We start from the raw sequence: 16,770 nt of genomic DNA on the forward strand, positions 1-16,770 counted from the left end.
AAATTATTTAATTTTTAAAATAATAGGAATAAAAAAACACAATCAATTTATGACTGTGTTTTTCATATCTTAAAACATTAAATTAGTTAGTTTCAGCTTTGATAACAATTTTTTCGTTTGTTTTTGCTTGGCTAGTTGCTTCAGCTGGTTTTTTGTTGTTGAATTTATTAAATGTAGACTTGTGGTTTACATATTTTGGATTATAACCACGTTTGCTTGGGTCATAATTGTTTTGTCTTCAACTTGATTTTGTTTCAGGTAAAACAATTTCGCTATCTGGACGGCCAACAATTTTTGTTGGTTCGCCACGTAATTCAGCGATTGCATCTGCTAATACACCTAAGATTAAAGTGATTGATTTAACTGAATAATTATTTACTGGAATAATGTAATCAATTAATTGTGGATCAGCATTTGTATTTGCTAAAGCAATTACTGGAATGTTTAATTTACGTGCTTCTTTAATAGCATTAACATCATTAACTGGATCTACTAAAATTAAAACATCTGGACGTTGTTTCATTGTTTTAATTCCACCATAGAATTTTTCTAATTTAGCAGTTTCTTTGTTAATAGCGATTTGTTCTTTCTTAGAATATTTATTAATTTCTTCGCTTTCTAATAAAGCTAGATTACTATTAAATTTCTTTAATGAACGTGAGATGTTAGCGAAGTTTGTTAAAGTTCCTCCTAATCATCTTTGAGTTACATAGAACGAATTAGTACGTTCTGCTTCTACTTTAATTAATTCTTTAACAACACGACCACGTGTTCCAACAAACATTACAGTTCCACCATTTTGAGCAACTTCTTGTAAGAATTTATATGCACGATCTAAAAATAAAATTGTTTTTAGAATATCAATAACGTGGTTGTTTGAACGTTTAGCGTGAATATAGTTAGCCATTTTAGGGTTTCATTTTTTAGGATTTAATCCAATATGAGCCCCTGATTCAGTTAATTTCACAATTGAAACTAAAGTTTTAAGATTTTTTATAGTTGAATTTGCATTGACTTTAAGCTGAATTGCGTCAGCCGGTGATGTAGGTTTTTGTTCTACTTTTGCATTTTCAGTAGCAACTACTTCAACATCAGCTACCGATTCAACTTTTTTCGTCGAATTTTCCATTTGAGACATGGAATCCACCTTTCGTAATTTTAAAAATTTGTTTGTTATTAAATCACAAAAATAAAATAACTTGTAAATTATACCAAAAACATGTTATCTAAATAAATTATTTATTTTCGACAAACCCTGTAATCACTTTAGTATATCTTAAAGTTGCTTGTTGGCTATTTTCACCCTTTTTAACGATGATATTAAAAACTACTGCTGTTTTATTATTAACATCTGTCTCAACACTTTGAATTTCATAAATAAAACCAGTTTGGGTTGGTAATTTGAACAATGTCTTGTAATTTTCAATAACTTCCTTAACTGTTTTTTGTTTTGTTTTTTCATCAAGTAATTGAGGTTCAATTTGATTTTTAGCTTGTTTAATTTCTTCTAAATTAGCTAAGTAAACTTTTTTATCTTCATCAGAGATAAAACCATTAAGTGTTCTACTATAAGTAATGCTTGCTAAATTTTCGCCATTTCCTTTACTAATTCTAATTTCAACATTAATAGAATTAGCAACTTCACTTTTAGTAATCTTTAAAATTTCATATTTTAAGTCTCGATTACCATTATTAATACTTAAATAGCTAAGTTGTCATTTTAAGGCTTCAGCTATTGTAGTTTTGCTAATATCAATACTTGAATTAACTGTTGGTGTTAAATAAAGAGCATCACGGTTTTTTTCATCTTCTAAATACTTTTTATTTTCTAAAAATAAACGATATTGTTTAGCATTTTTAAAACCTTTTAATACTTTTTTATAAGTGTGTGTTTGACCCTTTAATTCATAACGAATAATTAAATCAATTACATCTTCATCTAACTCATTCAAACGAGCATCATACAACTCATATTTAACATCTTTATTAGTTGATGAAAATTGAATATTAGTTTTAATAATTTTAATAAACTCAGAAGCTAAAATTTTTGAAAAGTCACGTTGTTCATAACCTTTAATAGTTGGATAAATTTCGTACTCTTGTTTTGATTTTATTGATGAACTACATGCAGCAATATTTGTTGCTACTAAACTTAATAATCCAATACTTAAACTACTACTAACAATAAGTGTTTTAATTTTCTTATTCACTGTTTTTTTACCTTTTAATTTAAATTAACTTTAATCTTTTTAAATAATTGAGCTTGTTGTTCATTTTCGCCTTTAGTAATAACTATTTCTATAACTAATTCGCGTTGTTTTTCATTTAATGGCTCAAAATAGTTAATATCAATAATTTTAATATTAATGTCTTTAAATTTTGGATCTACTTTTAATTGTGGATTTAAATCTTTACCAAAATCAAAAGCTTTTTCACCTAAAGTTTTAATTTCTACTAAACTCTTTTTTTGATATTCTGTTTTTATTTTAAGATCAAAAAAACCAGTCTTTTGTTTTTGATCATAATCTCAAGCACTTTTAATAATATTTAAATTTTGTTGGAAAATTGTTTTATCTTCTTTTTCTTTAGGAGTTAAAAATGGTTGAAAATAAAAATCATAATTAATTGATTGTTTATATTTTTGAATTTTAGCATTAATTGTAACTTTAAGAATTTGTTCTGAATCTTTTTTAATATCAACAATTTTGTATTGAACATTTTTAGGACTTTTTGATAGATCATAAACTAATAAATTATTTGTGTCATCTTTATTAATTTTGACCTTTTTTAAAACATCATCAATTGTATTGTTATCATTAGTAAATTCTTTTGCTAATGAAACAGTTGGACGATAAGTTAAAATAACATCTTGGTTAATCTTAAGTTGTGAGCAAGCACTAACAATAAAAGGAATTGCTAAAACTGGCAATCCTAAAAAAAGAATAATTATTTTTTTAAACTTTGTTTTCATAATTTCTATGGTCTTAACTTTAATGAAATTTTTTGAGCAATTGTATCTATTTTATCAATATAAGCATTAATATTTTTATTAACATGCAAATTATCTTGTTCACTATAGTGTGAAATATGTAATAATGCGTCATTTTTTAAACCAATATCAACAAAACTACCAAATTGGGTTTGGTTACGAATTGTTCCTTGAACTAACATTCCTACTTTTAAATCATTAATATCAACCATTTGTGAACGTAAAATAGGAATATCATAATCATCACGAACATCTTGTAAAGGATTTTTTAAATTATTAATAATATTTTCAATAGTATAAACATCTGTTTTTAAAACATTGGTTAAATCGTTTGGATTTAGTTGATTTAAAACTTGATGATTGTTTATCAAATCATTAATTGGTAATTTAATATATTCACATAATTGGTTAACAATTGCATATGATTCTGGATGAATGCTTGTTTTATCTAAAAAATTTAAGCTATTATTAATTCTTAAAAATCCTGCTGCTTGTTCAAAAACTTTATCAGTAACATAAGGAATAGTTTTTAATTGTTCACGGCTTTTAATAGATTGATGTTCTTTAACATATTCAAAAATCTTTTTAGCACTTCTTTTATTTAAACCTGATACTTTAGATAATAAAGGTATAGAAGCAGTATTAACATCAACACCAACTTGATTAACGCAATAATCAATACAAAAATCAACTTTTTGTTCAAGAATGTTTTTGTTAATATCGTGTTGGTATTGACCTACACCAATACTTTTTGGGTCAATTTTTATTAACTCACCTAAAGGATCAATAATTCTTCGTGCAATACTAATTGCTGAACGTTTTTCAACACTTAAATTAGGGAATTCTTCGATTGCAATTAATGATGCTGAATAAATTGAAGCGCCATCTTCACTAATTACACAATAATTAATATTTAATTTAAATTCTTTAATTAGATCACTAATAAAAATGACACTTTCATTTGATGCTGTTCCATTGCCAATTGCTATTGTATTAATTTGATATTTATTAATCAAAGATATTAACGTATTTTTGGCTTGTTCAATTAATTCTTGAGGTTTGTGAGGATAAATAATATCAGTGTGTAATAATTGATTATTTTTATCAACAACTGCTAATTTACAACCGTGTGCATAGCCTGGATCAAATCCTAAAACAACGTGGTCTTTTAAAGGTTTTTGCAATAATAATTGCTGTAAATTATCACTAAAAATCTGTGCTGATTGTTGGTGAGCTTCATCTAATTTTTCTTTATAAACAGCATTTGAAACTGAAGGAATTAATAAACGATCAAAGCCATCATTAACAGCTAATTTAATGTAATCATAACTGTCACTTTTATTTTTTCTAGTATATTTATTGATAGCAAAATCAATAAGAAATTCTTTTTTAAAATCAAGTTTAAATGTAATGATTTTTAATTCATTGGCTCGATCAATAGCCATTAGTTGATATGCTTTTAAATATTTAATTGGGCAACTAAACTCATAATATAAAGCAAAGTTTTCGGTTGGGTCATTTGCTATTTTATTAATTTTTGTAATCAATTTAGCGTGTTTGCTAATTGTTTCATAAAGCATTTGTCTTAAAGTTGCATCATTAGCAACTTTTTGGGCAATAATATCACAAGCTCCAGCAATAGCTTCATCAACACTTAAAACTTGTTCATTTAAATATTGTTTGGCAACTTCTTTAATATTACAATTAGGATTATTTTTTAAGATTAATAATGCTAATGGTTCTAGTCCTTTTTCAATCGCCATTGATGCTTTTGTTTTCTTATTTGAAGCATAAGGTTCATAAAGATTTTCAAGATCAACAAGGCGTTGGCAATTATTAATTGATTCTAATAAGTCATCAGTTAATAAACCTTTTTGTTCTAAATTTTTAATAATTGCTTCTTTACGCTTATTTAATTTTGTAAGATATTCATATTCATGAGCAATTGCTTGAATTTGAAATTCATCCATATTATTAGTTAAATGCTTACGATATCGAGCAATAAAAGCGATAGTATTATTATCAGCTAACAAATCCAAAACATTTGTTATATATTTTGCTTCAATTTTTAATTTTTGAACTAGTGTTTTAATAATTAAATCAATCATATTAAACCTTCCTAAAGTTAATAAATTATAAACTTTTGATAGTCAAAATTAGTTATGTTAATTCAAATGCCTTATAATTCTAAATAAAAGATAATTGGAGAAATTTTATGAATCTAAAAGCAAAGCGTTTTCTAAAAGTTATAACTATTATTTCCCCAATTATTATAATTCCAACAATTATAGCTAGTTGTGCTCAAACCAATTCAAGTACACCAAATAATCCTGTCAAAACACCAAAAAGTAGTGTAGAAGTTGTTAATATTAATCCTTATAAAACAAAACAAATGTTAGCTTCAAATATTAATAAAGAACAAATAAATGCGTATTTTATCTTTGTTTTTAATTTAATTAAAGAAGATCAAAAAATTGAAGAAAAAATCTTAGAAAAAAATGATTATGAAATTATTAATTGAGCTGGTAATGATAATGATGGAACTCTAAGTATTAATGTTTTAATTAAAGCTACTAAACAAAGTTATTTAATTAGTACTCAAGCTGTTTTTTTAACAAATAAACAAAATAGTTATTTACAAGAATTAAAGTATAAAACTCCTGCTGTTTATAGTATTGATGATATTTTAAAATTATCAAATGATCCTTATAACTTAATTTATAATAATCCATACTACCAAGAACAATTATTACGTGCAAAAGTTTATTTTAATCAAAATGAAGCTAATATTGCTGATTCTAAACTTTATATGAATAAAATTGGTTATTCAGAGTTTGGTGATGATGTTCAAAAAAGATTAGAAAATGCTTTTAAAGTTCGTTATGATGAACAAAATATTTATCAAATTAATTCTCCCCAAATTTTAGTTAAAGAAACAAAAACAGTTACATCCTATACTGATGAACAAACAAACAATAGTTATAGTATTAATGTGGAATTAATTAAAAAACTAATTCAAATTAATCCTTTTGGCAAACTTCCTACAAATTTTGCTCAACTAGTTAATTTAATTAAAAAAGAAGAATATCCTAAATTTTTAACAATTACTAAAAATGAACCCATTAATAATGTTGTTGTTAAAGATATTTACTATCGAATTATTGATCGATATGCAAAATTAGAATTTATTTTAGAAATTTATAACCAAAAAACAAAACAAACAGTTTATTTAAGTGCTAATTTTAATCAAAAAAATTCACAATTGTTAAAAAATGAAGATTATTTCCAATATATTTTTGATCGTACTATTTCACTAAATTTATTAACAACAAAAGATGGTAAAAATGTTGAATTAAATTCTGGAACTGGTTGAATTGTTGATCGTATTGTTGATGATAGTTTACCTAAAAACAAAATTAAATTACTTGTAGCAACGAATAACCACGTTATGAGTTGATCAAATTTAGCAATTTCAAAAGATAATAAGACTAAATCACGTTGATTTAGTAAACAAGAATATGCTAATTATTTAGAAAATAATGCAGGATTAATATCATCAAACATTTATGAAGATAAGGATCGTTATCAATACTTGCTATGAGGCACTGCTCCTTTAAAATCACCTGTAAGCAATAAATATAATTCATTAAGTGGGATTAGTTTTTCAAATCTAGCTAAAGTTTATAATATTACAAGTCAAAATTTTGTTAATCGTGCATGATATCTTCCACAATTAAGTGCTAATGGTATAAAAATTAATGAAGAATTAAAAACTTGATACCAAGTTAACCAAGAAGGTATTAAATCAATTAAGAATGGTACACTAGATTTTGCTTTAGTACCAATGGTTTTTGATATTGAAGATATTAAAGAAAAATTACCAAACTATTATAAAGTTTTAAATACAAAAGATGAAGCTAACTGATATATCGGTTTAGGTAATTCTAAAAAATACTTACCACAACTGCAATTGTTTAGTGGTGGATATCCAGGTGATCGTAATTTTAATAGTTCAGCGATTGTTTCATGACGCGGTTCTAAATCTTATGGTTCACTAATTCAAGCATTTGATCGTGAAATTAAAAATGAATCAATTTTAGATTATTATGGTCCAAAGCAAATTAATAATATTGATGGTTATCAAAAGATTGGCGAAGGTTATTTAAATAAATTATTTAATGTTGGAACACGAGTTATTACCTCTGATGAAATAGGTGATTTGGGTTCTGGTTCATCTGGTTCAATGATTATTGATTCTAACTTTAATTTAGTTGGTATTCATTTTGCTTCTTTAAATTCGCGTGCTTATGGTGCACCAAATGATTCAATGATTGGTAATTTATTTGTTGCTCAATCTCAAGATTTAAGTGGTGATATTGATGTAAGAGCTGCGGTAATAAAAAAATTAAAAGCTGAAAATATTTACACTTATAAACTGAACCCTAAAGTTAGTTCTTAATTTATAAAATTTATATATTATTTTATGTAAATAAAATTGAATGGTACTTTTTTAATTTATGTTATTATTTACAAAGTTAGATAATAAAATCTGTGAGGTAACATGAAAATTAAAAAAATAGCTATATTATCTGGAATTTTAACAATAGCTCCTTTGTCGCTTTTATTGTGTAATGCTACTACCATCGATAAAAATGATGATATTTTGTAAAATGCAATAAAAAAATCTAGTGAAATTTTAAATAAATTTTTTAAAAATAAAGAACAATTTAAATTTTATGAATACATAAAAGATAAAGAAAATAACAAATATATTTATTTACAATTTGAAAAACACTTCTTGATTTATGATTTAAATTCTAAAAATATTATCCAAATTACAGAATCTTATAATAATAAAGGAATAGTATCAAGATGAACTTATGAAGTAGGAAAAAACATTGAAAATAAATGAAAATCTAGAGAATCATTTGTACCTAATTCAGATGAGGATACTCTTTCATCTATACCAAATATTAGTAATTTATTAAAAGAATCATGATGATGAGCTTCTAGAAATAATTATAAAAGAGTAGGTTACGCAGATAGTGGTTTTTTAATAATAACTTTTTCAAAAGTAGCAGCGGTTCTGAAGTAGTAGGTTTATGTGAATACATAGCATTAGCTAATCTTCTTTTATATAATGAATTATTTAAATCATCTGGTATTTTTACAGACGAAGAATTTAATAGATATTTTAATATAAATGAAGGTGAAACAGTAGAGGAAAGTTCGCCAACATTTAAAGACCAATTGGTTAATTATGAAGAAAATTCTTTGGTGTATAAATTATGAGATATAAATTGACGTTGGCCTAATTTAGCTCTCCCAAGATATTATGATTATCCCGTTCAAAAATTTTTAGAAAATAAAGATGCAAAAAATAATTATGAAGTGGAATATAAATTAGGTTCTTATTATTGAGAAACTATCAAAAATATTAATGATAATAATCCAGTTATTGTTAGCACCACAAAAACTATGCATGCATTTGTTGTTTATGGTTATGATGAATCAACTCAAATGTTATTAATTAATTGACTTTGAGGTGATTCGAGAGCTATAACACTTGTAAATTATTGAAAGCTAGCTGCTTCTGGTTCTATATTAAAATTATTTTATACCTTAAAACCAAAGAAAAATATTAAACCAAATTTAAAAAAAGTTTTTAATTATAAAGGACAATACTACGATGGAAATGAAATGACAGAAATCTACAATTCATTACAAAAGGGAAACATTTACCCATAATAATGTTTTATGACAATTAATTAAAACTTTTTTGTTTGCTTTTATTTTAATAACTTGTTTTTGTTTATATTTGATTATCATGGCCATTGTTGCTAAAATAAACGGAAATGCATCAGAATGATATCACTCACCAATCGCTTTAGCTTTCTTCTTACGGTTTTCATTAATTAATAAAATTTTAGCAATTATACTATCTTGTATTTTTTGCGTAAGCATTTATCGTTTTCGTAAAAAATTAGTACAATATGAAAATTTTAATGAAATAAAATCAATTAAAAATAATGCGATTCTTACTGTAATTTTTAGTGTTGTTGCAATACTTTCATTAACACTATTTATTAATTTAATGATTGTTTTTATTAATCAAAATTACTATTACATTAAACGTATTCATAATTTACTTATACCAATAAGAATTGATGAAATTAAAATTTTAGAATATAGTTACATTTATTTATTACGTTATGGATTTTATATCTTATTAACAGTATTTATAGCAAAATTTATTCATGATAAAAGAAGTATGATAAAAGTTTTATCATTATATTTATTCATTAATTTTATATTAATGATTATTGGAACTTCATTTACTTTTTTAGAACATACAAACTTTTATAATGGCATGTTAACTTATTGAACAACTTTTAGTTGTGCATTATTATATCCAGAAATTATTAATGATAATTTTCAGTGAATAAGTAGTTTTAATTACAATCTAAAAAATACTATTTATGAAAATAACTTTATTGCTTATTTACCTTATTTTTGTTCATTTATCATTTTAATAATCTTAATTAAAAAAGTTAGTTGAAAATCAATTACTATTAGTTCAAATAGTTATCAAGATCATTTTGAGTCTAAGTATCTTTTTAAGTTAAGTTAAAAGTAGTGATAATATTTAAAAATCTACTTTACAAAACAAAGTAGATTAATAATTAGTTATCTTGATTTTTATTATATTTTCTTAAAGGACAATAATCATATTTTTTAGTATCTTTATCATTATAAGATTGACTTTCATATCCTAAATGATGATGGTCAATAAGTAAGGGAAATAAAGTATTATCAATTCTTGAACATATTACTCTAATTGACCTTCCAAGGCCTAGTTGATAAAGTTCTAATTCTTCATTATCATTTTTCAATAAATTAGGATGGAGTTTTTTAATTAATTTAATATATTTACTAAATACATTTCTTGATTTTTCATCATTTTGTTTAATAGGATGGCAATGATCGTTAATTCCTTTATTTTTTCAATTTTTATAAACATAGGGAAACAATGTGTTAAGAATATAAATAATATTTTTTAAAAATTGGTTTTCATCCTTAGTATAAGTCGTTAAACTATTTACTCGTTCCCCTTTAACTCAATTTTCATAACGCAAAGAAATAACAATGTCATCATTATCTTTTGAAACATTGTTATTTTTAACTTTATTACGAGGAGTTTTATCGTTATTTATTTTCTTAGACATTAATAATTTAATTATTCTTCATTTGTTTTATATAATAACTAAATATTTCTTTATCGCTTATTACTGCATTACAACTATCTAGTGGTTCAAACCCTTTGCGAGCTTTAATTCATGGGTCTTCTTGATGTGTAATACTTTCTAATTGATTAGCACTATAATGACCATATTCATCTCAAACTTGATTCAATATATCAATAGTATCTAAATTAAAATATTCTTGTTCATTAAAATCATTTATTTTAGGAATACTATTATATTTATATTCTTTGAATTCATTATAAAGCATAGGAATAGCTGGTCCATGAACTCAAGCTTTGATTTTTTCATCAAATAATTTATTTTTTAAATCATCAACTTTTTCATTCATTAAAGTTAGGTATCATGAATATGCATAATACACTAATTTTTGAACTTTTTTGAGAGTCATTGATTCTTTTGTTAAAAATCAATTAGCAACAATTAATGGTGTTATTTCTTTCATTTCATGCACCTCTTTCCTTAATAAATATTATATTTAGATATTAACATAATTTAAAAAATAAGACATTTTAATGTACTTTTAATTTTGATAAATTATGAATTAAAAAGTTGCCTTTTATTTTAAAAAAGACAACTTTTTAACCTATTTTTCTAATACCTTTTTAATTGATTCTTTGGCTTGAGGAATTAAATCTTCAAGTTCATCAAATAAAACTGATAATTCTTCTTGTAATCCTTTGATTTCGTGATTTAATTGTTCATGATCAATCACTTCTTGTTCAAAACCTACATAACGTCCAGGAACTAGTGAATAATCATTTTCAATAATTTCATCAATTGTACAAGTTTTAGCAAATCCTACAACATTAACATCTTCACCTTGTTCATGTTTATCATAAACATTCTTAATTTTTGAAATGTCATCTTTAGTTAAAAAACGTAATTTTTTAGTTTTTAACTCGCCCATTTTGCTTGCTTCAATAAATAAAACATTTTCATTTTCTTTATTTTTATTAAAGAATCAAATTGATGCAGAAATTTGTGTTGTATAAAATAATTTATCTGGCAAACTAATGATTGCATCAACAATGTTTTCTTCAATCATTTTTTTACGTAATAATGATTCTTCTTTATTAGATGAAGATAATGAACCATTAGCTAAAATTACACCAGCTTTACCACGTGAATTTAATTTAGAAATAATATGTAATAATCAAGCATAGTTTGCATTATTTTCTGGTGGCATTCCTCAGCTAAAACGTTCATCGTTTAATAATTCTTCACGATATCATTTTTTTAAGTTAAAAGGTGGGTTAGCAACAATAATATCAAACTTTTGACCTTTATGTAAATCTTCTTTAAAAGTATCTTCTGATCCACGTCCTAAATGAATATCATTTTCATTAAAACCATTTAATAAAAGATTAATTTTAGCTAATTTTCAGGTTTGTGATTGGTATTCTTGGCCATAAATAACTAATTTATTATAATCTTTGTTTTGTTCATGTAAGTAATTACGCGCTTGAACAAACATACCCCCTGTTCCACAAGCAGGATCATACATTTTAATATTATCATTTGGATCTAAAATATCAATTAATAATTCTACAACTGTTTTTGGTGTGTAGAATTCTCCACCTTTTTGACCTTGTTTACGAAAGAATTCTCCTAAAAAATATTCATAAATTCTTCCTACTAAATCCTCATTGAATTGTGAAAAATCATAATCATTGAATTTACGTACCACATTTCCTAAACGTGTTTTATCTAATTCTGGACTATTGTATTGTTTATTAAATAATCCCTTTAGTCTTGGGTTTTGATTTTCAATTTTAAGAAATGCTTGATCAATCTTTTCACCAATTGAACTATCAGTTGTAAACCCTGAAATATAGTTTCAATGTGCTTCATCTGGAACAATTAAACCTAATGGAAAAAATTCACTAATTAAATCGCTGTCGTTTTTTATAGAATCATTAAATTTGTCTTTGTATTTATCTTTTAAAGCATTAATCGCATAATTGTATTTATCAGAAATAGTTTTTAAAAAAATGATTCCAATAATAATATGCATGTATTGTTCTGATGAAATATTACCTCTTAACTCATCACATGATGCTCATAAATCATTAGCAATATCATCGATATTGATTTTTGTTTGTTTATTATTTTCCATATGTTAATTTCCTCTATTATCTAATATTTCTTCAATTTGTTCAACTATATCATATGATGTTTTTTCACGATTTTCAGGTGGATAATTTTTAAATATCAATACTTCTTTTATAATACGACGTACATCCTTACGATTAGCCTCACTATGTAATCAACTTTTTTCAATTAAACGCTTTCCTTGCATTGTGATTGCATCATAAATCTCATAAGCAATAGATTCAATTTCTTCATCCGATTGATCCTCGTTTAAACGAACTGCATCAACAAACATTTTTACATAGAATTTTTCTTCATTATTTTCAATCTCATCATTGATTAAATCATCACCAAATTCGTTAAAAATATATTGAATAAATTCTTCATATGATAAACTATCCATTTTAAAGCGTTCGAAAACCATTTCAAGTTTTTGTGATAGTTTTGTTTTAGCAATAATTGAAATATTTACACTATTTTTAATTTTATTTAAAAAACGATTAAATAACATTTGTTTCTTTTGTTGATTTCCCATATCTTCATTCTTTTTGATATTTGAAACAAAGCTTTCAATATCAACTAGTTTATGAATTTGTTTGTGTTCGGGTTCTTTAATATCAAAAAAAGCAACTGAATCTTTTAGTGATTCACGTAAAGCCTTGTTGTATTCATCATAATCAACATTACCATCATTCGTGTTTTTAATATATGCAGCCGTTGCAAATAATAAATTTGAACGTTCAATAATTTCTTCACTAAGTGTTGAAATAACCATTTTATAAGCAACTCTAATGTTTTTAACATCATGAATAAATTCGGCAGTTAATGACTTGTTGAAAACTTCGTCTACTAAAGCTAAATAATTTTTTTCATCGATTAATTTTGCCACATTTAAATCACTAAAATATTTATCATAAACATTTTTTAAAGCATCATTATAATTTGCTAAGATATCATCAACATTTTGATATTTTTCTTCAAATTTAAATTTATTTTTTGTTTGATTGCCATCTCAATAAAATTTTAATGCTTCTTGAATTCTTTTAAAAATTCCAATATAGTCAACTACAAGTCCCGCTTCTTTTTTAATGTTAGGATTATCTTTATCAATATATTTTCGATTAACACGTGCCATAGCTTGCATTAAATTATGCATCTTTAAAACACGATCAAAATAAATTACATCAAGCGATGGTACATCATAACCTGTTAATAACATATCAACAACAATTAGAATTTTAATTTCAGAATTTGGATCTTTAAATTGATTAATCACATTCTTACGATCTTGTTCTGATCCAATAATTTTTGTTAATTCTGGTGAGTCTTTTTTATTAGGTGTAATAACTAACTTGATTTTATTAACTCAATCAGGTCTATTTCTTAATATTTCATGATAATACTTTTCAGCACATAATCGATTCATGGCTACAAACATTGCTTTATCTTTTAAAACGCCTCTTCGTGCTTCATAGTGTTTAATAAAATGTTTAACAATGATTTTAATTCGTTCATCAGATTGAAGAATTTGTAAGATTTCTTCAATTTTTTTAATATCTTTTTTGACAATAATATCATTAGCATCTTTTTTATGATTATTTTTAATTTCTTGATTTTCTTTTTCGTTTTGCTCATCAATTAATTTTAGTTTTTCTTCATCTAATTTAAATTCAACTTGAGCATTTTCATAATTGATAGGAACAATTGATTTATCCTCTGTAGCTTGAGATAGTGTATATTTATGAATTACATCACCAAAAATTTCTGATGTACTAACATCTTTATTCTCAATTGGCGTTCCAGTAAATCCAATAAATATTGCATTAGGAAAGGCTTTTCTTAATAAGTAAGAATATGGTTTATTACTATTATTTTCTTCATTGTTTTCATCAATTGCTAAGTAATTATTATGTGAACGATGAGCTTCATCGCTAATGATTAAAATATCTTTACGATCGCTTAATTCAATTTCATCATTAAATTTTTGAATTGTTGAAAAATAAACACCATCTTGTTTAACATCTTGCAATGATTTTTTTAAATCCTCACAACTTGATATTTGATAAGGAGTTTGGTGTAAATAATCTTCACAAATACTAAATGTATTAAAAAGTTGACCATCTAAATCTTTACGATCAGTAATAACTAAAGCTGTTAAACGTTTTAAATCTAAACATTTTTTTAAATTACTAACCAACATCACCATTGATAATGATTTACCAGAACCTTGAGTATGTCAAATAATTCCTGCTTTTTGTTGGTTTTCATCTCATGCTTTTTGAATACTACTAATCCCTTTTCTAATGCCAAAATATTGGTAATATTTAGGAAATATTTTATTACCTTTGTTAGTAAAAAAGATAAAATTACGCAATAGATCAAATAAGTTTTTTGGTGCTAATAAAAATTTAATCGTATCAAAAATATCTGAAGAAAACTGTTCATTTCTTCAAATTTCAAAATCATCATCTTTTTTAGGAAAAGTACCAATTTTTGAAATTGCCCCGTTAGAAATAATTGAAAATAAATTAAAAGAAAAAATATCTTGAATAAAATCAACATAACGTTGGATTTGAGCGCCAGCTTCTAATAAGATATCATTTGATGATTTCATTGTTTTTAGTTCAATAATAACAACTGGTAGTCCATTAATATAAATAACAATATCAGGAATTTGATTTTCTCATTCAGGATGGGTTGAACGCACAATTAATTGATTGGTAACAACAAAATCATTATTATTGATTCTATCTAAATCAATAATTTTTCTTGTTTTATTAATTTCTTCTTTTTGATTTCAAATTGAAATACCATGAACCATAAAACTAAGTAATTTTTTGTTACGATCTAATAAGTTAGCATTATTTAATTCGTTTTGAATTTTATTAATGATATCGTTGACTTCATAATCTTCGATTTTTTTATTAATTCGTCTAATTGCTTCATCTAATTTTTTTCAATCAATAATTTCTTGTTTTGAATCACGTTGTTCTAAGAAACTTCTTGGATCAATATATTCATAATCTAATGCTTTAATTTTTTCAATAACTTGTTCTTCTAAATATTTTTCATCATAAGAAATATTTGAATCAGACATTGTTTATAATCTTTCTTTAATTTATGTTATCTAGATAATTAGTTTTATTATAACAACTTTAAAAAATAAGCGTCATAAATACTTATTTCAACTATTAAATATTAATTTACTTTATTAATAAATTAACGATTTTATTTCTTGCTAAGGTTATTTTATTTTCAATTTCATTAAGTTTGTTAAAAAAAGTGAAATAAATATTAGAATTTAAAAAAGGTGCTTTACAACGTACTTTTGTTAGATCGCTATTATTAATGCCAATCATAGTTGTTCCATTGGCTAACATTGATTTTTGATTTTTAAAATCACTTGATAATAAAAAACTTAAAAGATCATCATTGTTTTCATCATTACTTTTAATATTAAAAAAACCTGTTGAAAAAACAATATTTTCATTATTTAAAAAGCAATACACTTTGTTTTCACCTAATAATTTAGAAAAAATAATTGAATTGTTTTTAATAGATAGATCAGCACGACTAGGTTTGTCTTCTAAACTTATATTAATCATTTTTGAAAAGTTAATTTCTAGCTCGCCTATGCATGATGTGTCACAATACAAGTTTTGATTTAAATATTTATTAGTGTAAATCTTATTGTTTTCAAACAAATTTACATGTGAATTGCAATTTTTGTCATAAATATTTATTAACAATTTTTTAAGCACAGTTTTTAATTTGTTAATTTTATTTTCTAAAATATCTAATGGTTCAATAATCGAAATTAAGTTATCGACATCTTTTTTAGCATTTTCTACACTTGATATATCAACTAAATTAGAGTATTTTACAAACAACTTTTCATGTGGTTCAATAATCGAAATTATTGCATTTTGAATTTCTATTGAGGGTAGATAAATAATTAAATTATCTAAATCAGTTTTATTTATTATTTTTCTAGTTGTTCCATGCGAAATACTTCTAATTTTTTTGTCTTCATTTAATTTTAATAAATAGAAAACATATTTAACTTTAGCAATTTTTTTGTTAATTTTAGATAATATAAAACAATTATCAGTCAATGAAATTTTACCTTCATGATAAAAAGTTGTGCCCGCATTACCTACTCTAGAAATAGTTATATTTTGTCCATCATATAAATAATTATCAACATATCCCATAATACCATTGTTTGCCGTACTAGCTGAAATTAATGGATATAAACCTTCTAAATTTATATTAAATGTATTCTTTTGCTTTCCTGTTGTTATTATTTCAAATACTGAAGACAACTTAGCATTAATTGACATTATTGAACAAAATGTTAAATAATATAAGTTCAAATATATTGTGGTTTTAATTTGTTAGAATTTATTTAGTTAACTAAATATA

Annotated in this window: 12 protein-coding genes; 3 read left to right on the forward strand and 9 right to left on the reverse strand. The window is 24.3% G+C overall.

Translation table 4 applies throughout. From position 1 onward, the window contains the following. Positions 1–82: 82 nt before the first annotated feature. From rpsB to UUR8_RS00185, 4 genes are all read right to left on the reverse strand, one after another. Entirely contained in the window at positions 83–1,138 is a 1,056-nt protein-coding gene (gene rpsB / locus UUR8_RS00170; RefSeq protein ID WP_004025788.1) for a 30S ribosomal protein S2, read from the reverse strand. Between the two features lie 97 nt (positions 1,139–1,235). Continuing rightward, on the reverse strand, positions 1,236–2,210 hold the full coding sequence (locus UUR8_RS00175; protein WP_004025508.1) for a hypothetical protein: 975 nt from the start codon (positions 2,208–2,210) through the stop codon (positions 1,236–1,238). Positions 2,211–2,224: 14 nt separating this feature from the next. Next, positions 2,225–2,971, reverse strand: coding sequence for a hypothetical protein (locus UUR8_RS00180; RefSeq protein WP_004025647.1), 747 nt, complete (start codon positions 2,969–2,971; stop codon positions 2,225–2,227). A 5-nt stretch (positions 2,972–2,976) separates the two neighbouring features. After that, positions 2,977–5,097: a Tex-like N-terminal domain-containing protein gene (locus tag UUR8_RS00185; RefSeq protein ID WP_004026133.1), complete on the reverse strand. Its 2,121-nt coding sequence runs from the start codon at positions 5,095–5,097 to the stop codon at positions 2,977–2,979. A gap of 107 nt (positions 5,098–5,204) precedes the next feature. On the opposite strand from UUR8_RS00185, the gene UUR8_RS00190 reads away from it, so the two are divergent. From UUR8_RS00190 to UUR8_RS00205, 3 genes are all read left to right on the forward strand, one after another. Next, complete coding sequence (locus UUR8_RS00190) at positions 5,205–7,448, forward strand: MAG2960 family serine endopeptidase lipoprotein (RefSeq protein WP_004026210.1); 2,244 nt, start codon at positions 5,205–5,207, stop codon at positions 7,446–7,448. A gap of 674 nt (positions 7,449–8,122) precedes the next feature. After that, a complete protein-coding gene (locus UUR8_RS00200; protein ID WP_372242277.1) occupies positions 8,123–8,737 on the forward strand; it encodes a putative cysteine peptidase in 615 nt (204 codons plus the stop codon). Further along, positions 8,685–9,620: a hypothetical protein gene (locus UUR8_RS00205; protein WP_026057048.1), complete on the forward strand. Its 936-nt coding sequence runs from the start codon at positions 8,685–8,687 to the stop codon at positions 9,618–9,620. The genes UUR8_RS00200 and UUR8_RS00205 overlap by 53 nt, the downstream gene beginning before the upstream one ends. Positions 9,621–9,672: 52 nt before the next feature. Here the strand turns inward: UUR8_RS00205 and UUR8_RS00210 are convergent, their stop codons facing one another. The 5 genes from UUR8_RS00210 to UUR8_RS00230 all read right to left on the reverse strand — a co-directional run bounded on the left by UUR8_RS00210 (position 9,673) and on the right by UUR8_RS00230 (position 16,688). Continuing rightward, positions 9,673–10,215 (reverse strand): hypothetical protein, encoded by a 543-nt coding sequence (locus tag UUR8_RS00210; protein WP_004026073.1) that lies wholly within the window; start codon positions 10,213–10,215, stop codon positions 9,673–9,675. A gap of 7 nt (positions 10,216–10,222) precedes the next feature. Then, on the reverse strand, positions 10,223–10,696 hold the full coding sequence (locus UUR8_RS00215; protein ID WP_004025978.1) for a Panacea domain-containing protein: 474 nt from the start codon (positions 10,694–10,696) through the stop codon (positions 10,223–10,225). A 141-nt stretch (positions 10,697–10,837) separates the two neighbouring features. Next, positions 10,838–12,370 carry a type I restriction-modification system subunit M gene (locus UUR8_RS00220; RefSeq protein WP_004025869.1) on the reverse strand — a complete coding sequence of 511 codons (1,533 nt, stop codon included), beginning with the start codon at positions 12,368–12,370 and terminating at the stop codon, positions 10,838–10,840. Positions 12,371–12,373: 3 nt separating this feature from the next. Further along, entirely contained in the window at positions 12,374–15,442 is a 3,069-nt protein-coding gene (locus UUR8_RS00225; protein ID WP_004025666.1) for a type I restriction endonuclease subunit R, read from the reverse strand. A 106-nt stretch (positions 15,443–15,548) separates the two neighbouring features. Beyond that, complete coding sequence (locus tag UUR8_RS00230) at positions 15,549–16,688, reverse strand: restriction endonuclease subunit S (protein WP_004025984.1); 1,140 nt, start codon at positions 16,686–16,688, stop codon at positions 15,549–15,551. Positions 16,689–16,770 lie beyond the last annotated feature (82 nt).

It is taken from the genome of Ureaplasma urealyticum serovar 8 str. ATCC 27618 (assembly GCF_000169535.1).
GTDB classification, from domain to species: domain Bacteria; phylum Bacillota_I; class Bacilli_A; order Mycoplasmatales; family Mycoplasmoidaceae; genus Ureaplasma; species Ureaplasma urealyticum.